This window comes from Pseudotenacibaculum haliotis, assembly GCF_042684245.1.
GTDB classification, from domain to species: domain Bacteria; phylum Bacteroidota; class Bacteroidia; order Flavobacteriales; family Flavobacteriaceae; genus Polaribacter; species Polaribacter haliotis_A.
Genome location: NZ_JBHULH010000004.1, coordinates 374,210 through 396,061, shown reverse-complemented (window position 1 = coordinate 396,061; position 21,852 = coordinate 374,210). Strand labels below are relative to the sequence as shown.

22 protein-coding genes are annotated in these 21,852 nt (G+C 33.9%); 14 read left to right on the top strand and 8 right to left on the bottom strand.

All coding sequences use genetic code 11. The features are described from left to right. Position 1: 1 nt before the first annotated feature. A complete protein-coding gene (locus tag ACFSRZ_RS09825) occupies positions 2-376 on the bottom strand; it encodes a helix-turn-helix transcriptional regulator (protein WP_379666382.1) in 375 nt (124 codons plus the stop codon). Positions 377-719: 343 nt separating this feature from the next. Between ACFSRZ_RS09825 and ACFSRZ_RS09820 the strand changes: the two genes are divergently transcribed. From ACFSRZ_RS09820 to ACFSRZ_RS09785, 8 genes are all read left to right on the top strand, one after another. After that, positions 720-1,769 (top strand): M14 family zinc carboxypeptidase, encoded by a 1,050-nt coding sequence (locus ACFSRZ_RS09820; protein WP_379666381.1) that lies wholly within the window; start codon positions 720-722, stop codon positions 1,767-1,769. Between the two features lie 87 nt (positions 1,770-1,856). Then, positions 1,857-2,336: an Lrp/AsnC family transcriptional regulator gene (locus tag ACFSRZ_RS09815; RefSeq protein WP_379666380.1), complete on the top strand. Its 480-nt coding sequence runs from the start codon at positions 1,857-1,859 to the stop codon at positions 2,334-2,336. Positions 2,337-2,399: 63 nt separating this feature from the next. Continuing rightward, positions 2,400-3,542, top strand: a complete 1,143-nt coding sequence (locus ACFSRZ_RS09810) for a methionine aminotransferase (protein WP_379666379.1) — start codon at positions 2,400-2,402, stop codon at positions 3,540-3,542. Positions 3,543-3,594: 52 nt separating this feature from the next. Further along, positions 3,595-5,583, top strand: a complete 1,989-nt coding sequence (locus ACFSRZ_RS09805) for an alpha-ketoacid dehydrogenase subunit alpha/beta (RefSeq protein WP_379666378.1) — start codon at positions 3,595-3,597, stop codon at positions 5,581-5,583. Between the two features lie 51 nt (positions 5,584-5,634). After that, complete coding sequence (locus ACFSRZ_RS09800; RefSeq protein WP_379666377.1) at positions 5,635-6,639, top strand: NADP-dependent oxidoreductase; 1,005 nt, start codon at positions 5,635-5,637, stop codon at positions 6,637-6,639. After that, entirely contained in the window at positions 6,639-6,818 is a 180-nt protein-coding gene (locus tag ACFSRZ_RS09795) for a CPXCG motif-containing cysteine-rich protein (protein WP_379666376.1), read from the top strand. Before ACFSRZ_RS09800 ends, ACFSRZ_RS09795 begins: the two co-directional genes overlap by 1 nt. Before the next feature lie 80 nt (positions 6,819-6,898). Further along, a complete protein-coding gene (locus ACFSRZ_RS09790) occupies positions 6,899-8,014 on the top strand; it encodes a hypothetical protein (RefSeq protein ID WP_379666375.1) in 1,116 nt (371 codons plus the stop codon). Continuing rightward, the gene (locus ACFSRZ_RS09785) at positions 8,005-9,093 is read left to right on the top strand and encodes an Ig-like domain-containing protein (RefSeq protein ID WP_379666374.1); all 1,089 of its coding nucleotides are present in this window, start codon (positions 8,005-8,007) and stop codon (positions 9,091-9,093) included. Before ACFSRZ_RS09790 ends, ACFSRZ_RS09785 begins: the two co-directional genes overlap by 10 nt. A gap of 49 nt (positions 9,094-9,142) precedes the next feature. On the opposite strand, the gene ACFSRZ_RS09780 is transcribed toward ACFSRZ_RS09785, so the two are convergent. Then, positions 9,143-9,850: a pseudouridine synthase gene (locus ACFSRZ_RS09780; protein ID WP_379666373.1), complete on the bottom strand. Its 708-nt coding sequence runs from the start codon at positions 9,848-9,850 to the stop codon at positions 9,143-9,145. Beyond that, complete coding sequence (locus tag ACFSRZ_RS09775; protein ID WP_379666372.1) at positions 9,847-11,040, bottom strand: multidrug effflux MFS transporter; 1,194 nt, start codon at positions 11,038-11,040, stop codon at positions 9,847-9,849. The genes ACFSRZ_RS09780 and ACFSRZ_RS09775 overlap by 4 nt, the downstream gene beginning before the upstream one ends. Positions 11,041-11,212: 172 nt before the next feature. Here ACFSRZ_RS09775 and ACFSRZ_RS09770 point away from each other — a divergent pair, with 172 nt between their 5' ends. Further along, a complete protein-coding gene (locus tag ACFSRZ_RS09770) occupies positions 11,213-11,758 on the top strand; it encodes a DUF4251 domain-containing protein (RefSeq protein ID WP_379666371.1) in 546 nt (181 codons plus the stop codon). A 55-nt stretch (positions 11,759-11,813) separates the two neighbouring features. Here ACFSRZ_RS09770 and ACFSRZ_RS09765 read toward each other — a convergent pair whose 3' ends face one another. Together ACFSRZ_RS09765 and ACFSRZ_RS09760 are read right to left on the bottom strand one after the other, a co-directional pair. Further along, complete coding sequence (locus tag ACFSRZ_RS09765; protein WP_379666370.1) at positions 11,814-12,905, bottom strand: hypothetical protein; 1,092 nt, start codon at positions 12,903-12,905, stop codon at positions 11,814-11,816. Positions 12,906-13,119: 214 nt separating this feature from the next. Then, on the bottom strand, positions 13,120-14,298 hold the full coding sequence (locus tag ACFSRZ_RS09760) for a tetratricopeptide repeat protein (RefSeq protein ID WP_379666369.1): 1,179 nt from the start codon (positions 14,296-14,298) through the stop codon (positions 13,120-13,122). Positions 14,299-14,524: 226 nt separating this feature from the next. Between ACFSRZ_RS09760 and ACFSRZ_RS09755 the strand changes: the two genes are divergently transcribed. The 4 genes from ACFSRZ_RS09755 (at position 14,525) to ACFSRZ_RS09740 (ending at position 18,467) form a co-directional block, all read left to right on the top strand. Next, positions 14,525-15,538: a sensor histidine kinase gene (locus tag ACFSRZ_RS09755; RefSeq protein ID WP_379666368.1), complete on the top strand. Its 1,014-nt coding sequence runs from the start codon at positions 14,525-14,527 to the stop codon at positions 15,536-15,538. Next, a complete protein-coding gene (locus ACFSRZ_RS09750) occupies positions 15,538-16,242 on the top strand; it encodes a LytR/AlgR family response regulator transcription factor (protein ID WP_379666367.1) in 705 nt (234 codons plus the stop codon). The genes ACFSRZ_RS09755 and ACFSRZ_RS09750 overlap by 1 nt, the downstream gene beginning before the upstream one ends. A 109-nt stretch (positions 16,243-16,351) precedes the next feature. Beyond that, entirely contained in the window at positions 16,352-17,785 is a 1,434-nt protein-coding gene (locus tag ACFSRZ_RS09745; protein WP_379666366.1) for a serine hydrolase, read from the top strand. Position 17,786: 1 nt separating this feature from the next. Next, entirely contained in the window at positions 17,787-18,467 is a 681-nt protein-coding gene (locus ACFSRZ_RS09740) for a CPBP family intramembrane glutamic endopeptidase (protein WP_379666365.1), read from the top strand. Positions 18,468-18,665: 198 nt separating this feature from the next. Here ACFSRZ_RS09740 and ACFSRZ_RS09735 read toward each other — a convergent pair whose 3' ends face one another. The 3 genes from ACFSRZ_RS09735 to ACFSRZ_RS09725 form a co-directional block, all read right to left on the bottom strand. Continuing rightward, positions 18,666-18,914: a hypothetical protein gene (locus ACFSRZ_RS09735; RefSeq protein ID WP_379666364.1), complete on the bottom strand. Its 249-nt coding sequence runs from the start codon at positions 18,912-18,914 to the stop codon at positions 18,666-18,668. A gap of 240 nt (positions 18,915-19,154) precedes the next feature. Further along, a complete protein-coding gene (locus ACFSRZ_RS09730; protein WP_379666363.1) occupies positions 19,155-19,847 on the bottom strand; it encodes a LytR/AlgR family response regulator transcription factor in 693 nt (230 codons plus the stop codon). Continuing rightward, complete coding sequence (locus ACFSRZ_RS09725; RefSeq protein ID WP_379666362.1) at positions 19,844-20,632, bottom strand: sensor histidine kinase; 789 nt, start codon at positions 20,630-20,632, stop codon at positions 19,844-19,846. Before ACFSRZ_RS09725 ends, ACFSRZ_RS09730 begins: the two co-directional genes overlap by 4 nt. Positions 20,633-20,838: 206 nt before the next feature. Between ACFSRZ_RS09725 and ACFSRZ_RS09720 the strand changes: the two genes are divergently transcribed. After that, positions 20,839-21,708 carry an ABC transporter ATP-binding protein gene (locus ACFSRZ_RS09720; RefSeq protein ID WP_379666361.1) on the top strand — a complete coding sequence of 290 codons (870 nt, stop codon included), beginning with the start codon at positions 20,839-20,841 and terminating at the stop codon, positions 21,706-21,708. The last annotated feature ends 144 nt before the right edge of the window (positions 21,709-21,852 follow it).

The window sequence follows — 21,852 nt, the reverse complement described above, 5'->3', positions numbered from 1 at the left end:
TTTATTGTTTGTTATACTCGTCAAAAGTACCGTCTGAATAAAAAACAACGATTCTACTAATTCTTTTCCCTGCATTTGTAGGATGATCTCCTTGATCTGAAAACATAGCTGCTTGTTGTTGAGTAGGAGAGCCGACTGTTTTTTGTTCCTCTTTAGGAAAAGTACCCTTCCCATTTAATAGCCAATAGATGTCTACATCAGAAAATGTATTGGTGACTTTCAAAATAAAATCCAGGCTGGGTTTATTTCTTCCGGAAAGAATATGAGAAATACTAGAGCGTTGCACGCCAATTTTATCAGCAAACAAAGAGGCTGTTAATTGGTGGTGCTCAAGGATTTTCTTTAATCTATTCGTAAAATCAGTAGTGTTTACCATTGTAAACTTGCTTTTGTTTTACAAATGTAAACCGAACAAAAAGACCAGTCAAGATTTTTTTATCTTTTAACATTAGTTACAATAAATATATTAAACTAAAGCTTTAAATAATCTATATAATAAACTAATTTTAAGATTATTAAATAATGTTATTATTATGTTATAATTGAATCTTACATTAACTATGTTACAAAAGTAATACAATTATTTACGTGTTTACATTACTCACATTTGATTTTTAATTACGGTTAACAATTGTAAAATCGAGTTTAAACATTTGTTTGAATTCTTTTTTATCGCATCTCAAGTCATTATTGTACTTTTGTAAACTCGTTACAAAAACATGACAAGCTTAGATTCATCATACATACAATCTATTTACACAAAATCGAAAGAAGATCTTTTGTTTGGAAGATGGATTACCTTCGATCATATAGAACAAACATTCTCTACATACGATTCTTCTTCTTTGATTTCCTACACACAAATTGGAGCATCAGAAGAATCAAGACCTATTTTTCAGTTCACTTTAGGGAACGGTCCTGTAAAAATTTTGATCTGGACGCAAATGCACGGTAACGAAAGCACAGGAACCAAAGCTGTTTTTGATCTGTTGAAGTATATTAATACGGTTGAAGATGCTGTAAAAGATCAAATACTTAACAATTGTACCATCAAGATCATTCCTGTTTTAAACCCGGATGGAGCTGAGTATTATACGCGAGTAAATGCTCATAAAGTAGACTTAAACCGTGATGCTGTAGACCAAAAAGCAGTAGAAAGTCAGTTACTTCGTAAGCATTTAGAGGATTTTGACCCTGATTTTTGTTTTAATTTACATGATCAGCGTACAATTTTTGGAGTAGAAGGAACAACAAACCCTGCAACGATCTCTTTTTTGGCCCCTTCGGAAGAAGTAACTCGTAAATTAACGCCGGGACGAATAAAGACCATGAACGTAATTGTGGCGATGAACCAGCTATTACAGCAGATTATACCTAATCATGTGGGCAGATATACTGATGAATTTTACCCAACAGCAACAGGTGATAACTTCCAAAAACTTGGTTACAGCACTATTTTAATAGAATCTGGACATTTTCCTGAAGATTATGAGCGAGAAGAGTGCAGAAAGTTTACCTTTGCAGCATTGTTAAAAGGAATTCATCACATTGCTACTTCAAAAAGCTTTGAAAGCTATAAAGAGTACTTTACGATTCCTGACAATATTAAAAACTTCAGAGATTTAATTCATAAATACACTGATAAACAATCTGTTGCGTTTCAGTATGAAGAATCTCTTAAAGATGGAACCATCATTTTTGTACAAAAAAAGGTACAAGAAGATATTTCTAAACTTCTCTTCCATAAAGAAATCGTTTTCGAAAGCTAATTTTTTTGAATTTTCTTCATTTTTTTAGCGAATAAATTGAATTTAATGAATACTTTTGTATTATTGTTTGAATAATTAATAATAAGAATGAAAAAATTCATGCTAGACGAAATCGATCATCAGATATTAGACATCTTGATCGAAAATGCGAGAACTCCTTTTACTGATATTGCAAAAAAATTACTGGTATCAGCAGGGACAATTCACGTAAGAGTAAAGAAAATGGAAGACGAGGGGATTATTCAAGGATCTACATTGACCTTGAATTACGAAAAAATGGGCTATTCGTTCATTGCTCACGTAGGGGTATTCCTAGAAAAAACCTCTATGACACAGAATGTAATTACAAATCTTCGTTTGATCCCTAACGTAACAGTAGCTTATGTAACTGCAGGAAAGTATAATATCTTCTGTAAAGTACGCGCAAAAGGTACAAGTGACGCTAAGGACATCATTTATCAAATTGATGAAATTCCAGGAGTGAGTAGAACTGAAACTATGATCGCTTTGGAAGAAAGTATCAATGATAAAAAACGAATGATGCACGCAATATTTAAGGAATTGTAATAACTTTTCTACTTTCAAATAAAGAGCCACGCTAATAGCGTGGTTTTTTTATATCTTCCTACCATGAATTTTACATCAAAACTCCCTACTGTAGGAACTACCATATTTACTGTCATGAGTAGCTTATCAAAACAGTATAACGCACTCAATCTTTCGCAAGGTTTTCCAAACTTTGAAATTGATGCCAAGCTATCAGAACTTGTAGCAAAGGCGATGAAAGAAGGCAACAATCAATACGCTCCCATGCCGGGTGTTCCGGCTTTGAGAAAAGCGATTTCAGAAAAATTTCAAAAACTATATCAAAGTACTTACAATCCGGAGAATGAGATTGTAGTAACAGCGGGAGCTACACAAGCTATTTTTACAGTCATTTCGGCCTTTGTACAACAAAATGAAGAAGTGATTCTTTTCAAGCCTGCTTACGATTGTTATGAACCCGCAATAGAATTACATGGAGGGAGAGTTGTACCTATTCAATTAAAACATCCGGATTATCGTGTAGATTGGACTGAAGTTGAAAGCAAGATCACGTCAAAAACTAAGATGATCATCATTAACACACCTCAAAACCCTTGCGCCACAATTTTCTCGAAAGAGGATTTGTTAGAACTACAAAGAATTACTGAAAATACAGACATTATTGTATTAAGTGACGAAGTATATGAGCATCTTATTTTTGATGGCCAAGAACACCAAAGTGTATGTAGATTCCCGGAATTGAAGAAGCGTTCATTTATTACAGCTTCATTTGGAAAAACCTTTCATGCTACAGGTTGGAAGGTAGGTTATTGTTGTGGTCCGCAAGAATTAATGAATGAGTTTGTAAAAGTACATCAGTTTAATGTATTTAGTGTTAATCACCCGGTGCAGCTTGCTTTGGCAACCTATCTTGAGAATGAAGAGCATTACAATCAACTACCGGAATTCTTTCAGCAGAAAAGAGATTTATTCTTGGATGCAATCTCAGGATCTCGTTTTTCATTTGTACCTAGTCAAGCTACCTATTTTCAAGTATTAAGCTATGATGATATCTCTGATGAATATGATGTTGAGTTTGCAAAAAGACTCACACGAGAATTTGGAATTGCTTCCATTCCGATGTCTGTTTTTAACGAGAATCAATTGGATTTTAAGTCCTTACGATTCTGTTTTGCTAAAAAAGAAGATACACTCTTACAGGCTGCTGACATTTTGAATAAAATTTAGAAGATTTTATATGGAAACTCGTACTTTAGTCCTGATAATTTACACATTTTAGATGGCTGCACATATCGAATACCACTTTGCTGATATAGAAAAAGACACACTTATTCATTTATACAAAGGCATGTTAAAACCCCGCATGATCGAAGAGAAAATGTTGGTTTTACTACGTCAGGGGAAAATTTCTAAATGGTTTTCCGGAATCGGACAAGAAGCGATTGCAGTTGGAGTAACCTCTGTACTTAATAAGGAGGAATATATCTTGCCTATGCACCGTAATTTGGGTGTTTTTACAACCCGAGAAATTCCTTTACACAGGTTATTCTCACAATGGCAAGGGAAAATGAACGGGTTTACCAAAGGAAGAGACAGAAGTTTTCACTTTGGAACTCAAGATTACAAAATAGTAGGAATGATCTCTCACTTAGGGCCACAGCTTGGAGTAGCAGATGGGATTGCCTTAGGAAATAAACTAAAGAACAATCAGCAAGTATGTGCTGTGTTTACAGGAGAAGGAGGAACCAGTGAAGGAGATTTTCATGAAGCATTAAACGTAGCTTCTGTATGGAGCTTGCCTGTATTATTTTGTGTAGAGAACAACGGATATGGTTTGTCTACCCCAACATCAGAACAGTACAATTGTGAAAACATTGCTGATAGAGGTTTAGGCTATGGTATAGAAAGCCATATTATTGATGGAAATAATGTAATTGAAGTATATACTAAGGTAAAAGCCTTGGCAGAAGATATTCGTAAAAACCCTCGCCCCGTATTGTTAGAGTTCAAAACTTTTAGAATGCGCGGACATGAAGAGGCGAGTGGTACCAAATATGTACCCAAAGAATTAATGGATTATTGGGCGCAGAAAGATCCTGTGATCAATTTTGAGAATTATCTCTTATCAGAAGGAGTGATTACTCAAGACACCATTGATCAAAACAAAAGTGAGATCAAGCAAGAGATTGATGAGCATTTGCAAATCGCCTTTAATGAAGAAACGATTGTTCCAGATTTGGAAACAGAACTGGCAGACGTATACAAAGCTCACTCTCCTGAAATCATTGCTCCAACAGATAAAAAAGAAAAGATTCGTTTTATTGATGCGGTTTCCAAAGGATTACGTCAATCTATGGAAAAGCATGATGATTTGGTTATTATGGGGCAAGATATTGCCGAGTACGGTGGAGTATTTAAGATCACAGAAGGATTTACAGAGCAGTTTGGAAAAGATCGTGTAAGAAATACACCTATTTGTGAGTCTGCTGTTGTATCTGCAGCCTACGGACTGTCTGTAAACGGAATGAAAGCTGTGATGGAAATGCAGTTTGCTGATTTTGTGAGTTCCGGATTCAATCCAATTGTCAACCTATTAGCAAAATCCCATTATCGTTGGGGGCAACAAGCAGATGTTGTTGTACGTATGCCATGTGGAGCCGGAGTTGGTGCCGGACCATTCCACAGTCAGACCAATGAAGCTTGGTTTACCAAAACTCCGGGATTGAAAGTTGTGTATCCTGCATTCCCACAAGATGCCAAAGGTTTGTTGTGTGCTGCGGTAAACGACCCGAACCCTGTATTGTTCTTTGAACACAAAGCTTTATACCGTTCTGTGTACCAAGAAGTATCTGAAGACTATTTTACTTTAGAAATAGGAAAAGCCCATAAACTAAAAGAAGGTAACCAAGTAACCATCATTAGTTATGGAGCCGGAGTGCATTGGGCATTGGAAACTTTAGAACAAAATACCGAGATTAATGCCGATCTTATTGATCTTAGAAGTTTACAACCTTTGGATACAGAGATGATCTTTGCATCAGTACGAAAAACAGGAAAAGTAATCATCTTACAAGAGGATTCACTATTTGGAGGAATTGCCAGTGATCTTTCTTCTATGATCACAGAAGAATGTTTCGAACATTTGGATGCTCCTGTTAAGCGTGTTGCAAGTATAGAAACACCTATTCCTTTCCAATCAGAGTTAGAAAAGCAGTATTTGCCAAAGAATCGTTTTGCTGCTGAGCTAACAGCTTTACTGGAATATTAGGCTTCTAAACGGTAAATTATTAGTTGTATATTTAGGCAAAATCACGCCTAAATGAACAAACAGATCATCTTTAAAAAACGACCTATCGGTTTTCCCGATGAAAGTACATGGAGTTTAGAAACAACTTCTATTCCGGAACCTAAAGAAGGAGAAGTACTTATTCAACATCATTATATTTCTTTAGATCCTGCCATGCGAGGATGGATGAATGATAATAAATCCTATATAGCACCTGTAGGAATTGGTGATGTAATGAGAGCCGGTTCTATCGGAAAGGTTATCAAATCTAATAACCATCCTAGCTATAAAGTGGGAGATTGCCTGACCGGTTGGGGTGGAGTACAGCAATATGTAACTACAGACGGAAAAGGTTGGCATAAAGTAGATGACACCATTGCTCCCATGCCTTTATTCATTAGCACATTGGGAATGCCCGGTATGACAGCTTATTTTGGAATCTTGGAAGTAGGAAAGCTCAAAGAAGGAGATATTGTTTTGGTTTCTGGCGCCGCCGGAGCTGTAGGAAGTGTTGTTGGTCAAATTGCAAAGATCAAAGGATGCAGAGTTGTTGGAATTGCCGGAGGGAAAGAAAAATGTGATTATCTGGTAAATGAATTAGGCTTTGATGCCGCCATTGATTACAAATCTGAAGAGATCTATAGTGCATTAAAGAAGAATTGCCCTGAAGGAGTTGATGTGTATTTTGACAACGTAGGAGGAGAAATTCTAGATGCAGCGCTATCAAAATTACGTATGCACGCCCGAATTGTGATCTGTGGAGCAATCTCGCAATACAACAATAAAGTACGCATAAAAGGACCTAGCAATTATTTGAATCTCTTGGTAAAGCGAGCCAGTATGCAAGGAATGGTGGTTATGGATTATGCCAAAGACTATGGAAAGGCTGCCATGGAAATGGGCGGTTGGATTGTAGAAGGAAAACTAAAATCACGAGAAGCAATTTTTGATGGAATCGAAAATTTCTACGATACTTTTGGCAGATTGTTCTCCGGTGAAAAGAAAGGGAAATTGATTTTAAAAGTAATTGAAGAGTAGTGGAACGCTTCTTTCAATGTCCGTATTGTTGGGAAGAGATCTCTATGATTCTGGATATGAGCATCTCTCAGCAAACCTATATTGAAGATTGTGAGGTCTGTTGCAATCCTATTGAAGTTACTCCTGTGTTTGAAGCACAAGAACTAGTTGCTTTCGAGAGTAGATCTATCGAGCAATAGCTTGTTAAAAATTAGTTAATTGCCATAGGAAACTTCGGTCACACTTGAGAAAGCCCTAATTTTATGCAAAACCAACTATTATGAAAAAACTGATTTACACAATGAGTATACTGCTTGTTGCGCTTCTCACTGTAGCAGCAGTCAGCCATGAAAAAGATACATTAACAAAAGATTTTATCACCGGAAATCCCGGAATTTCATCCATCAATAGTTTAAGTTTTGGACCTGAGGGTATTTTGTTTATTGGCGATTCTGACAATGCCAAGATCTACGCTATAGATACCCGAGATAACAAAGCCCAAGAAAAGTCAGAAAATATTGCTGTGGATGAGTTTGATGTAAAAGTTGCCAATGCTTTGGGAACTACACCCAAAAACATCAGAATTACAGACATGGCCGTAAATCCGGTTTCAAAAACAGTGTACTTTTCAGTACATACACGAGACGGCAAGCCTGTATTGTTAAAGTTAGTTGACGGAAAATTGGAGAATGTTTCTTTAACCGATTTAAGTTTTTCTGAAACTTCTATAGGAAACGCAGTTGCTAAGGATGCAAAAGATAGAAGAGGAAGAGCCTTAAGAAGATGGGCTATTTCTGATTTAAAATACCACAGAGGAAAAGTACTAGTATCCGGTTTATCTAACAAAGAGTTCAGTTCTTCGTTTAGAAGTATTCCTTTTCCATTTAGAGGAAAAGAGAATTTTGCTACTCTGGAGATCTATCACGCAGCTCATGGGCGTTATGAAACCTATGCACCAATCAAGACATTTGATGTAGTAAGTGTAAAAGGAAAAGAATATTTATTAGCTAGTTATACCTGTACACCTTTGGTATTGTTTCCAATTAGTGAACTTACAGGAGGAAAGCATCTAAAAGGAAGAACTATTGCCGAGCTAGGTTCCGGAAACTCACCGTTAGATATCATCAGCTTTCAAAAAGGAGATGAAGTAAAACTATATATGTCTAACAACAACCGTCCGGTAATGCGTATCAACTTGTCTGATATAAGTAAGTTTGAAGGCTCTTTAACAGAACCTGTAAAGGAATTTGGAAAAGATGTAGGGTTAACTTACGATAACCTTCCTTTTGTGAATGTACAGCAGCTAGATGACTTAGATGAAGACAATGTGTTGATTTTAAGAAGAAGAAACGACGGTAATTTATATTTACATAGTAGAAACAAAAAATGGATGTAAATTCAGTACAACATATCACTCAGAAAAAGATCAGGAACTTCTTGGTCTTTTTTTGTTTGTTTCTTTTGCTATCCTGTACCAAAGAGCCTATGTTTCAACATAGCCTCATCTATGAAAACAACCAGGCTATAAGCTTAATGTTTACAGGAACTAAAGAAGCCAATAGTTATGCTATCCGATTGAAAGGAAAATCATACAATGTGCTGGGAGACTATCAAAAGGAGGGAAACGATATTCAATTTACACCTGTAATTGCCTTTACAAGAGGCGAAAGCTACGAGATTCTTTTAGACGAAAAGGTTATTCAGGAGTTTTTGGTTCCTAAAGATATGGAAGCGGAACGCCCTCGATTGTTGAGCTTTTATCCCAAGTTAGATACTGTTCCGGAGAATCTATTAAAGATGTATTTGGTTTTTTCTAAACCCATGCAACAATCACAGTCTACACTTGACTTTATCAAGGTTTTTAATACAACTACCAGTGAGGAAGTACAGATATTTTTACCCCTTGAAAATGAACTGTGGAACGCAGACAGAACAGAGTTAACACTTTGGTTAGATCCGGGAAGGATTAAAAAAGATCTAATTCCAAACAAAGAACTGGGAATTCCTATCAAACAGGGGAATAATTATGAGATTGTTGTTGAAAATACATTGACAGACCAAGAAGGAATTGAATTAGGAAAACCTTATGTAAAACGATTTTCAGTTGCGGGAAGAGATATTCAAAAACCTAATGTAAAGCAATGGGAATTAACCATTCCATCAGGAAAATCTAAAGAAGCTTTAGGTATTACTTTTAATGATTTTTTAGATGCTCAATTGATTGAAGAAACCATTTCAGTAGTAGATGCTAACCAACAGCAAATCAAGGGAAGTTTTTTAATTCCTAAAAAGGGAAACAATGTCTTATTCATTCCAGAAAACGTTTGGAATAGGGGTAAATATCAAGTTTTAATTTCGGGTTATTTAGAAGATCTTGCTGGTAATAACTTAAATAGATTGTTTGATGAAGATTTACAATCCAAGAAAGAGAAAGTACTAGGAAGCTTAAATTTATTACATTTCGAAATAGAGTAAAATATTCTCTTTTAAAAAAGCAACTTCGGTTTATGTTTAGCGTAGGTTTTCAATGACCTAAAGGATTCTTCCAATCAAACCTATCAAACATAGCAATCCAATCTTGAGGGAAATCTGCTTTTAGATTGAGGTCTTCTTGTGTAAAAGGGTGTTTAAATACCAAAGAACCGGCATGTAAAAAGAGTTTTGTCCATCCAAACTCACGTTCATACATCAAATCATGATTCTTATCGCCATATTTGGCATCATTCATCAACGGATGAGAAATCTTGTTCATATGAATACGTAATTGATGCAAACGTCCTGTTTTAGGAGTTAGTTCAACCAAGCTATAACGAGAAGTATCATAAGGTTTTACAGGAATCTCTAAGGTTACCGTTTCTAGCTGTTTCAAATGCGTTTCAGCCTCTTTGTACACATCTGCATCACGTCCTTTTACCGGAGAATCAATCACTAAAGAAGCAGGAGCAAAGCCACGTACCACACCGTAGTAGGTTTTTTGAATCTCATCTGCACCAAATAAATCTTGAAATTTAGAAACAAACTCAGTTTTTTTCGTCAATAAAATGATCCCGGAAGTTTTTCTATCTAAACGATGTACAGGATATAATTTCAATCCCGTTTGTTGTTCCAACAATTGAAGCAGAGACAATTCATCTGCTTTGTTACGCGAATGATGGGCATGATGCACCAGTACATTGTTTGGCTTGTTGGCTACGATCACATAATCGTCTTCATAAATGATCTGAATACTCATGATTTCTTTTTTACAGTGAGTAATAAGAAAAACGAAATAGCTCCACAAATGGTAAACCCAATAAACAATGGGAGGGCAGTGGTATCTACAAAGCTACCAATAAAGGTTGCAATAGGAACTGCCATAATGGTAGATGTAAACCCGTTAATGGCTGCACCAATTCCGGCAATATGCCCTAAGGGTTGCATGGCTAAGGAGCGTACATTTCCAAAAAGAAAACCAACAGCAAAGAATTGAATGGCAAAGAAACTTACCAAGACAACTACGCCGGGATTCATTTTTCCATAGAATAAGACCACATAAAGAAGAGATATCAAGGTAAAGAGAACTGTAAATATATTTACGAGTTTACGCATTCCAAAGCGTACAACTAAGGTTCCGTTGGTAAAGGTAGCCAGTCCAACAGAGAAGGCAAGTGCTCCAAAAATGTATGGAAACTCGTTTACCAAGCCGTATTGTACTTGAAAAATATGTTGCGAGCTGCTTAAGAACACCATAAAAGAACCGGTTACAAACCCGGATATAAGTGTAAAGATTACGGCAGCTCTGTGTTTTACAAATTCTTTGCTACCACTTACAAAGAGGTTTAAAGAAAAAGCTCGTTTGTATTCTGGTTTTAGCGTTTCAGGCTGTCGTTTCCACAACCACCAAAGCACTAAAACACCAAAGAGTAATTGACTGTAAAAGATAGATTTCCATCCGTATCCGTCTAGCATGAATTTACCTAGTGTTGGTGCTACAATAGGAACTAAAATAAAAATGGCTACAACAAAAGACATGATCTTTGCCATATAATCGCCTTCAAAACGGTCTCGTACCATAGCAATACTAATGGTTCTTGGCGCAGAAAGCCCAATTCCTTGTAGAATCCTTCCTAAAATCATAACTTCTATAGAAGTAGCAAATACACAGAGAAAACTAGCAAAAACAAAGGTGAAGAAACCTACGTAAATGATGGGTTTTCGTCCAAAACTATCGGAAATGGGACCAAAGATCAATTGCCCGAATCCCAATCCTAAAAAGATCATGGTGATCAATAGTTGGTTTTCTGTGGCATTGTGTGTTCCTATCGAGGCTCCAATAGGTTCTAATGCCGGTAGAATAGCATCTATTGATAGTGCTACCATGGACATTAAAGAGGCCATTAAGGCGATAAATTCGAACTTGGATTTTTGGGTAATGGAAGACATGGCGCAAAAGTAATCTATTCCTTTATAGAAAGTGTGAATCTGGTATGAAAATTGCGGTAAAAATGAGTGAATTAGAACGTTAAAATCGCTTTTTTACTGGTAAAATTGGGATTTTAGCGCGATATTTGAACTAATTGATTGAAAATTAATGAACTATAAAAACACTCTTAAAATGAGAAATTTTGTTATTGCATTGGTAGGTTTGCTATTTATTGTGAGTTGCAATAGCACTCAGAGTGCAGCAAAAACCACCGAAAATTTAAAATCCCTATCAGAATGGGTTGACGGTAAAAAGATCAAAGTAGTTGCAAACTCTGCATCACCATTGGCCGCAAATGAATTTGCGAACTTTGGTTTGTTGCCACAGGGTAGTACAGCTAATCGTATCTTTTTAACAGGAAATGATTTTATATCGATCAAAGGAGATCATGTTGTGGTAGATCTTCCATATTATGGAGTTCGTCAACAATCGACAGCTTTTGATTATAACAACAGCGGTGTACGCTTTGAGGGAATTCCGGATCATTATGAAGTAAAGTACGACGAGAAAAGACGTACGTATACAATGGAGATGGAACTAAAGAATGGGAAAGAGGCTTTTGATGTGATGATTAAGTTATATCCAACATTACGAGCTACCATTCATGTAAATACAACACGAAGAACTGCAATTAGTTATCAGGCAAGAGTTAAAGAACTGCCGGCTGATACAAAGTAAAGGTCTAAAGTATTAAAAAAGCCCTGCAGAAATGCAGGGCTTTTTTTGTTTTGATTTAATCGTCATCTTCATCATCGTCGTCGTCATTGTCATCATCTTCTTCATCTTCATCGTCACCTTCAACAATGTCGTACTCTTCTTGATAATGTTGTAATAAGGGCTTTGCGATCTTCGCATCTGAATACCTGTATACTTGGTAACCCTCCAGATTGATGTAGTCTTTATGTTTGATATCAGAATTGTAAAAACCATTTCTGTAACTGATAAAGGCATCTTGAAAATCGTTTCCTTCTCCTAGGTCCGAAAAATAATTGAACAGGGAAGGAGTGGTATCTTCACGAGTCATAAACAACACCACAATATTTACCTGAATCTTCTTTTTCTTGGCTACATCGGCAATACTCTGTATCCGCTGATAGTGGTTTGAGTTACTATCTGTTGGGAAATTTTGGGCATTTGTCCTGTAGTTTACTAGAAAAATTTGATCGTTACCATCTCCTTTTTTCAAGTGTTGTAAGACTTTCTTCAATACTTTATCGTTGGTGTATTGACCCGCAGCATCTTCAAATTCAGAGATGTAGAGTTGTTGTTTCCAGTCGTAGTCAGAATCATCATCCAACCTTTTTAAGGGTTTCAGCATGTTTTTATGATAGTAATCATAACTGACATTGGCTGTATTTGAATTCCAGAACTCGTATTCTGTGGCCAATCCATCGGATTGTAGAAATGAAGAACCAACAAGGTTTTGGTAATCTTCGATTTTGTTAATGGCTTCTTCGCTGGAGGCAACAAAAGAAACCCGAATATTAAAAGCATGAGCTTTAGCAACAAAATTAGTTAAGAGGAAGGTTTTGTACTGGTCATCTAGTATAGAACTGATGTTGTACAAAGTAACCTCATTAAAACTATTTTGGTTACACCAATGCAACAAGTTTAGTTCTTCGATTGTTCCGAGAATGTCGTTTTCAAAGTTGTTGACATAAATTCCGCGATGGGAAATGGAATCATCTTCAGAGTCGTTTCTGCTAAAAAGCTGATCGCTTGAAGGATCAAAGACTTGTTCATCAATGTTTTCATCAAGGGGACTACAAGAGAATAGTGCTACTGTTATGAACAGCAGGCACAATCGTGCATGTAGCGATTTCATAAAGTTTTTGTTTTGGGTAGATTAAAATTTTTATTTGGTTAACTATAATTTGATTAAATCACTTAAAGCTAATGATAATAATTGTAGAAAGCTAACAGCTCATCGAAAAGAGGGGTTTTCCTTACGTAGATTTAGTTGACTTATCCAATGAACTCCTAGGTATAGATAATAGAAAAGAAAACCTACAATGGCGTGAGTGCATGTGGAATGAGATTCATAAACTTAATTTCTTTTTCACTTCTTCCAAATATTTGTCAAGTAAATAGGTTTTTCCATCCAGTTCTTTTGCTTTGTTATAATATTCTAGAGCTTTTTCATATTCGCCATTATCATAATGATAGATACCGAAATTTAAATAACAATAGGAATTAGTACCGTCTAATACCATGGATTTTTGAAGGTCTTTGAGACCTTCTTCTTTTAAGCCAAGCTTAATCTTTGCAAAACCTCTATTATTCAGAGCATAAGCAAAACTCTCATCTAATAATATAGCTTTCTCAAAGTCATTGATAGCTTTATCATACTCTTCAATTATATTATAAGTATAGCCTCGATTATTAAATGCAATACTATTTTTTGAATCCATCTCGATGGCTATATTATAATCGTTTAGAGCCTCATTGTACAAACCAGAAAAGGATTTTATTAATCCTGAATTTGTATAATCATTAGAATTAAATTGTTTTTTGAATTTATGATCATATAAGTTATTTACTCTCCTCGCATTTGGATAATCTTTTATTTGCAAATAGGCACTAATTAACAACTGGTAAATTATTCCTTCTCGATAACCTTTGTTGTAAACTTTTTCTAATTCTATAGCTGCTAGATCATATTCTTGATTGTTATAGTATTCAGCTCCAATATAATATTCATTAGGTAAATTTCTAAGCTTTAATAAATCCAATATTTGTTTGCCGTCATTAAAAACTATAGTGCCGTCGTATAGTTTTATAGGTTCTTTACTAGGAACAATGTTTATATAGAAGTCATAATAGGTTGAAAGATTGAAAAAAAACAAAATAGCTTTAACATGATCGTTTAAATCACTAAAGAAAACCAGATAACTTAGAATTACAGATAAGATTAAAGATGCTAAAGGTCCAATTAAATTAATAAATATTTGATTATTTATTGATAGAGTTTGCTGCTCTAATACACAAAGTCCAATTTTCCAATTAAAAGGTTTTTTGTTAAAAAAAAGTTCTAATCTTCCAATTTGGATTCTAAAACTTTTTCTTGGGTCTCCATAAGAACCTAAATATAGAGTTACTTTTTTGTCAGTGAGTAATAGAGCAGGAATACCATGACCTAATTCATGAATTAAAGTAGAAAACGGTCTTAATACTACTGCAAAAAGAATTAAGAAAATTATGTAGTAGAAAAACAACATGAGACTTTTAAACCTATTTAAAAAGGTTTCAATATAGAACAATTTTAATATTAAATATTATAGTATGTTGTCAATATTAGAGGAACGTTCTTTAGAATTATAATTATAGCTTATTTGACACGATTAATAGATAAAAACCCATCAAACTTCGATAATAAATTAAAGATCATCTATAAAATGATAGCACTAGTATTCTTTATAGTACTTTAGTCGTTTAATATTAAAAATGAAATCGAAGTATTTAAAAATAGCATTACATCTTTTTTTATGGGTCTTGTTGTTCATTTACCCGATGGCATCTTTAAATGATCAATACCTCATTTATAGAAATTGGCTGTCTTTGGTAAGTATTTTGGTAGCTTTTTACCTAAACTATTTTGTTTTAGTAGATCAATTCTTTCTAAAAAACAAGAAGCTTCAATTCTATATACTAAACGTAATTCTTACTGTAGCTCTATTTATTCTGATAGGGTTTGTTATAGGCAATCCTATATTTCATCCGTCATTAAATGGAATGCCGGTACGTGAAATAAGAAGTGGAGCAATGACTACTGTTCAAGTCATTTTGCCCATAATATTAGGTATTGGTATGTGTGTGGCGTTAAAAGTAAATGCGCATTTAAATAGAAATAAACTATTACTACAGCAGATAAAACAAACTCAGTTAAACGCAGAAATTAAATATTTAAAATATCAAGTTCAGCCGCACTTTCTATTTAATACGCTAAATAATATCTATGCATTGGTAGACACCTCTCCGGTGAAAGCCAAACAATCTATACACACAATGAGTAAGATGATGCGTTATTTATTGCATGATGCTTCTCATAATAAGGTTCCGGTAGTTAAAGAAATAGAATTTTTAGAGCGTTATATAGATTTAATGCAATTGCGAGTATCCTCTAATTTAACATTGAAAAAAAACTTTCCAATTGTTAACCAACCCATAAAAATAGCTCCACTTATATTAATTACTTTTATTGAGAATGCTTTTAAACATGGGATTGACGCTATAAAAGATAGTTTTATAACTATTGATTTAGAAATTGAAAAAGACCATATAAAATATTCAGTCATCAATTCATGTTTTCCTGAGAAAGAAAAAAACACAGATTCCGGAATTGGGTTAGAAAACTTAAAAAAGAGACTAGATATTTTATACCCCAATAAGTTCGATTTAATTACAAGAGAAGAGAACAACACCTATATTGCACAACTAACATTTAAATACAAAAAATAATGTTATCCTGTATTTTAATTGATGACGAGCCTTTAGCGCTTAACTTGTTAGAAGATTATGTGAAAGCTACCCCTTTTTTAAAGCTAATAGCAAAATGTACTAATGCCATTGCTGCTTTTGAAATATTAGAAAAAGAGTCTGTTGACTTGATTTTTACAGATATTCAAATGCCTAATTTATCAGGCATGGAGTTTTCAAAGCTAATTTTAAACAACAAGGCTAAGATTATTTTTACAACAGCGTTTGAAGAGTTTGCGGTAGAAAGTTATAAGGTAAACGCCATAGATTATTTGGTAAAACCCATAAGTTACCCTGAGTTTCTCACAGCTGCCAATAAAGCCAAACAGCAGATACTGCAAGACTCTACTCAAGTAACAGTTGATAATTATATTTTTGTCAAATCAGACTATAAATTAATTAAAATCGATTTAAAAGATCTGATCTATGTTGAAGGACTTAAAGACTATTTAAAGTTTTATACTGTCAATTCAGAAACACCAATTCTTACACTAAAAAGTATGAAATCTTTAGAAGAAGAATTACCGGCAAGTCAGTTTATGCGAGTACATCGTTCGTTCATGGTCAATTTAAAAAAGATTACAACCATAGAGCGTAACCGGATTGTTTTTGGAGATAAGTACATTCCTGTATCAGAAAAATACAAAGAAGCTTTCCTAAAGTTCATTAAGTCAGATTTTCAATAATCGATAAAATACACTCAAACGTCTATTATTCTTCTATAGATGTCTATTTCGTTTTAAAAGCAAGGTATGTTTATTCAATTTTGATGTATTCATTTTAAATTATACATCAATGATTAGAGTACTTATTATAATCCTTTTCTGTTTATCTACAGCTATTTACGCGCAAACAACCAATCAAAAGATTGAGGAGATGATGCAAAAACACGTGGAGCTAGATCAATTCTCAGGAACCGTGCTTCTGGCTAAAGAAGGAAAAATAATATATGCAAAAGCCTTTGGAGACGCAAACAAGAGCTACGGCATAAAAAACAACATAGATACCAAGTTTAATATCGCTTCAATGGGAAAGATGTTTACCGGGGTTTCTATAATGCAATTACAGGAAAGAGGATTGCTAAACATTAACGATCCTGTTGTTAAATATTTGAAAGACTTTCCGTTGGGAGATCAAATTACCATCTTTCATTTAATGTCTCACACATCTGGTGTAGGGAGTTATATGAGGCATCCGGATTATAGATCAAACAGGCATGGGTATAAAACAATAAATGATTTGTTGCCTATTATTTATGCGCAAAAAATGGAGTTTACAACACCCGGTAAACGATTTGCCTATTCCAACTCAGGAATGGTACTGTTAGGTGCCGTAATTGAGAAAATTACCGGACTATCGTATGCAGAATACATAACTAAACATATTCTTGAGCCCACTCAAATGAACAATACAGCCATGAGGTTTGGCGATGAAGTGGTTAAAAATAGAGCAACAGGATATATGAAATCTATCTCCGGTAAATATCAGAACAATTACTTTTTAAGTAGCTCTCCTTATCCAGATGGAGGAATTTTATCTACAGTAGGAGATATGCTAAAATTTGATCAAGCACTTTATGGTTCTAGCTTGCTTAATGAAGCTTCCAAAAAAACGATGTTTAAAGCGCTTAAAGTTACTTACGGTCTAGCATTTCAGGTAGAAAACAGACAGGGCAACCTTGTAGTAGGGCATAGTGGAGGAATGCCTGGTTTCTCATCATATTTTTCTAGATATTTAAAAGATAAATACACCATCATAGCACTTTCTAATTACGATATGATTGCCAGAAACATAGTGCATTATATTGAAGATATCTTATACGGCAATAAGTATCAACTACCTAGAGAAAGACTGCGTGTTTTTATCTATAATCATAAAAGCAAGATCCAAACATTTAAGCAATTAAAAGATATTGCTGCTTACATCACAGAAAACAACTACTCATTAAAACACCCGCAAAGACTAAATATGATTGCTTATGAGTTTGTTAGAGAGAATGATATTGAGTTTGCAATAAAACTGTTTAAGCTAAATGTGCATTTATTTCCTAATGAGGCTAATATGTACGATAGTTTAGGTGAAGCCTATGAAAAGAACAAGCAGTACAATTTAGCACTTAAAAACTATGAGAAAGCTGTTGAGACAGCAAAAAAACACTCTCACAGATTGTTAAGCTCTTTTGAGTCTACTTTAGAAAGGTTAAAGAAAAAACTAAACAAAGACTTGTAAAATGAAGTTAGAGCTAAAAAAAGAATCGTGGTATAATTACCTGTTTGATCTAACCGTATATATTGCCATAATGTTCTTAATTAGGGAAACATCTATTCCTAATACACATTATTTAGTAACAGGCTTTTTATACTCAGGAACTACATTAATTGTAGCTACATGGATGATGAAAAGGCGAGGTATAACCTGGAAAACTCTAGGTTTAACTCGCCCTAAAAGCATACAGAAAACACTTTTGAGTTCGGTAATAATCTTTATAACCATTATAGTTACGCTGCTCATTTTTAATCTTATACAAGATTCTTTGTCTATTGTTAAAGAGAGTAGCGAAGCTTCAAAAGGAACAAGCACTGGACATTCTTTACGTAATGGAGATTATGGCTATGTTTTTTCAATTATCATTTTTGTATGGATACAATCTGCTTTAGAAGAACTGTTAGAACGTGGGTTTCTAATTACCTGGGTAGAGGGTTTATTCTCAAATGTAAAGTTTAAAACAGCCATTGCCATTATTGTGCAAGCATGCATTTGGGGATTTAGGCATTCGTATGATATCTCTGAACGATCACTTTCTGTTGCACTGATCGGAATTATTATGGGAATTGCTTATGTAAAGCTAGACAGAAACTTATGGCCGGTGATTATAGCACATTGTGCAATGAATACCTTGTCTTTGATATAGCTATTCTGAAGCTAGTATATAATTGAATTAACTAACAATTCTAGCTAGTAAGGCAACTACCATAACTGCTAACAAAACATATTGTACAATTACAAATGAATCGTCTTTGTCTATCAATTGAATCAAAATAATTAATACCATTGGTATATATATAAAATACCCTTTCTTTATTTTTTTCATTTTTCTCAATAAACAGTTTTAGCTGTTATAATAAATAGATCCAATAGCTAAACTCGTGGCTATAAAAATTAAGAGAATACTTATTTTAGTCACTTTTTTTTCTTTATCATTTTCTTTCTTGTATTGATTGTATATAACAAAAACAGATATTAAAGAAATAAAGCTTACTGCGATCAATTTATTTTTAAATTCCCAACTTTTGGATATAAAAAAATACACTAAAAACAATACTAAATATGGTTTTCTTAAATCACTTAGTAATTTCATAATTAGATATTTAAATTAAACTTTATTGTTATTCTTAAATGACCAATCAAGAATTCAGAGGAGGGGATAAACTTCAGGATCAATTTTTTTAGCAAATTAGACCGAATTGTATTATAAATCAATACCCGTTTTGGGTGAAATTTGCAACTCCTTGTAAATGTGTAGATTAAGAGCCTTGCTAGTATTGTTTAGCTTGTCGAAGTGTAGGAGGGAAACCGCAGTATATGCAATAGTAAATTGTTATAGAAGCAGTTTATTCACGTTAATCTTGTATGTTTTTCCAATAGGTATTACAAAATCATTAATACAAATTCTATTTCCTTCAATTTCATTAATGTGTTGTATTGCAACTATAAATGATTTATGTGTTTGAATAAAATTATCTTTTGGGAGTAAATGAAGAATATCAGATATTTTTTCTCTTACTTGAATTTCATTATTATGTGTAACTACTTTTATGTAATTACCGGTAGCTTCAATAAAGAGAATGTCATTTATTTTAACCTGAACCTTCTTTTTATTTGAACGTAAAAACAAACTTTCATCTTGTTTCTTAATGTTTAAATTAGAAACAACCTCTTCTTTAGGTACATTTATCTTATTTATGGCTTTTATAAATCGTTCAAAACCAAAGGGTTTTAATAAATAATCTACAATATTAAGCTCATAGCCTTCAAGTGCATGTTCTTTATATGCAGTAGTTACAATTACTTTTGGTGGATTTTGTAAGGTTTTAAGAAACTCAAACCCTTTAAGTTTAGGCATATTTAAGTCTAAAAAGATCAAGTCCACTTCATTGTTGTTTAAGCACTCTATAGCTTCAATAGCATCGTAGCAATGTTGTACAAAACTTAGATTTGGTAAAGCATCACAATATCCTTTTATAATATCATGTGCAATATGTTCGTCATCAACTATTATATACTTTATCATAAGGTAAGCTTCAGTTTTGCGGTATAAATATCATCATTAACTGTATGAGTGAACTCGTATTTTTTTGAATATGCCAATTCTAATCGACGCTTTAAGTTTTCTAATCCAATCCCTTCATGGCTTTGCTCTTTAGTATCAAAATTGTTTTTAACGTTTAGCGTAATTGTATTTTGATTCGATATAATTGATATGTTCACAAATGCATTATCCCTCAATACTTCTACACCATGCTTAAACGCGTTTTCCACCAATATAATAAATAATAGAGGCATCAATTTGAGATCTTCATTTTCAATATCAACATCAAAATTGATCGAAATATTTTTATGATAACGCATTTTATGTAGCGCTATATAATTGCTAATAAAATCTATTTCTTGCTGAAGTGTTACATAGTCTTTTTGTCCTTCATAAATACTGTAACGCATCATATCAGACAGTTTTAAAATGAGCTTTTTGGCCTGCTCACTGTCTTTATCAACTAATCCATATAAATTATTTAGCATATTAAAGAAAAAGTGTGGATTTACTTGAGATTGTAAGTGCATCAACTCGGTTTTCTTTTTTTCATTCTTTAGCTTAACAATTGCCTTTATGTTTACAAAGAGCCAATGAGAAACTGTAATAATGACTGTAATGAAATATAAAAAAAGAAGTTCTACAAAGCCTTCTATCTTACCAAAATAGTCATTAAAGGCAACAATAATGATACCTATTACAGCAACCGTAATTCTAAATATACGTATTGGAAAAGACTTTTTTTTACGTAGGAATTTTAAATTCATAAGCAATATTACTCAAATAATATGCTGGCTACAAATTAAGGGGCAAACAACTTGAAAGCTTGTGTAAATAGACTAAAAAGTGGGACAAACGTACTTTGTCACTTAAGAAAGTAGACAGGTCACACTTTTAATTAAACACATCCCACTTTCTTTTTGTAGCTAATATTCGCCAGTAGGTTTGCGGCATAAATCTTAAAAAGAACAGTATGAAGCTAATCATTGATAATTTAAGTAAAACCTACGGTAACGGTGTTAAAGCCCTACAAAATGTATCTCTAGAAATACCAAAGGGTATGTTTGGCCTATTGGGACCTAACGGCGCCGGAAAATCTACTTTAATGCGAACTATTGCAACACTCCAAGATGCAGATAGTGGCCACATTCTACTTGATGATTTAAATATAGCTGCCAATAAACACACGATTAGAAAATGCTTGGGTTATTTACCGCAGCAATTTGGTGTGTATCCTAAAATGTCTGCAGAAGTATTACTCAATCACTTTGCAGTTTTAAAAGGAATTACTCAAAAGGGTGAGCGTAAAGACATTGTTGAAGCCTTACTGCATAAAACAAATTTGTATGACGCTAGAAAGCAGAATTTAGGAGGCTATTCAGGAGGAATGAAACAACGTTTCGGAATTGCTCAAGCCTTACTTAACAATCCTACATTATTAATTGTTGATGAACCCACAGCTGGATTAGATCCAAAAGAGCGTAACCGCTTCTATAATCTTTTAAGCGAAATCGCAGAAAATACCATTGTTATTTTCTCAACACACATTGTAGAAGATATCAAAGAGCTGTGCAACAATATGGCAATTATTAATAAAGGCGAAGTCGTACTAAGAGGAAAGCCTTTAGAGCTAATAGAAGGTTTAAACGGAAAGGTATATCAAAAAACGATTCACAGATCAGAACTAGAACACTACAAAGAACACTATACAGTGATCAATGATAAGTTATTCTTAGGAAAACCAATCATTCATATTGTAAGTGATCTGCATCCTAACAACGGATTTGTTCCTGTTAAGGCAAGTTTAGAAGATGTCTATTTCTCGCAAATTACTAATAATTAATACTAAAAACTATGTGGTACGAAATATTCAAATTTGAACTTAGCTATAGAGTAAAACGTCCTGAAACCTATGTGTTTTTTGGTTTCTTACTCGTGTTTTCAATTTTTGGTGTCGATTTTATTTTTCAAGGCGCAGAACTTGGGC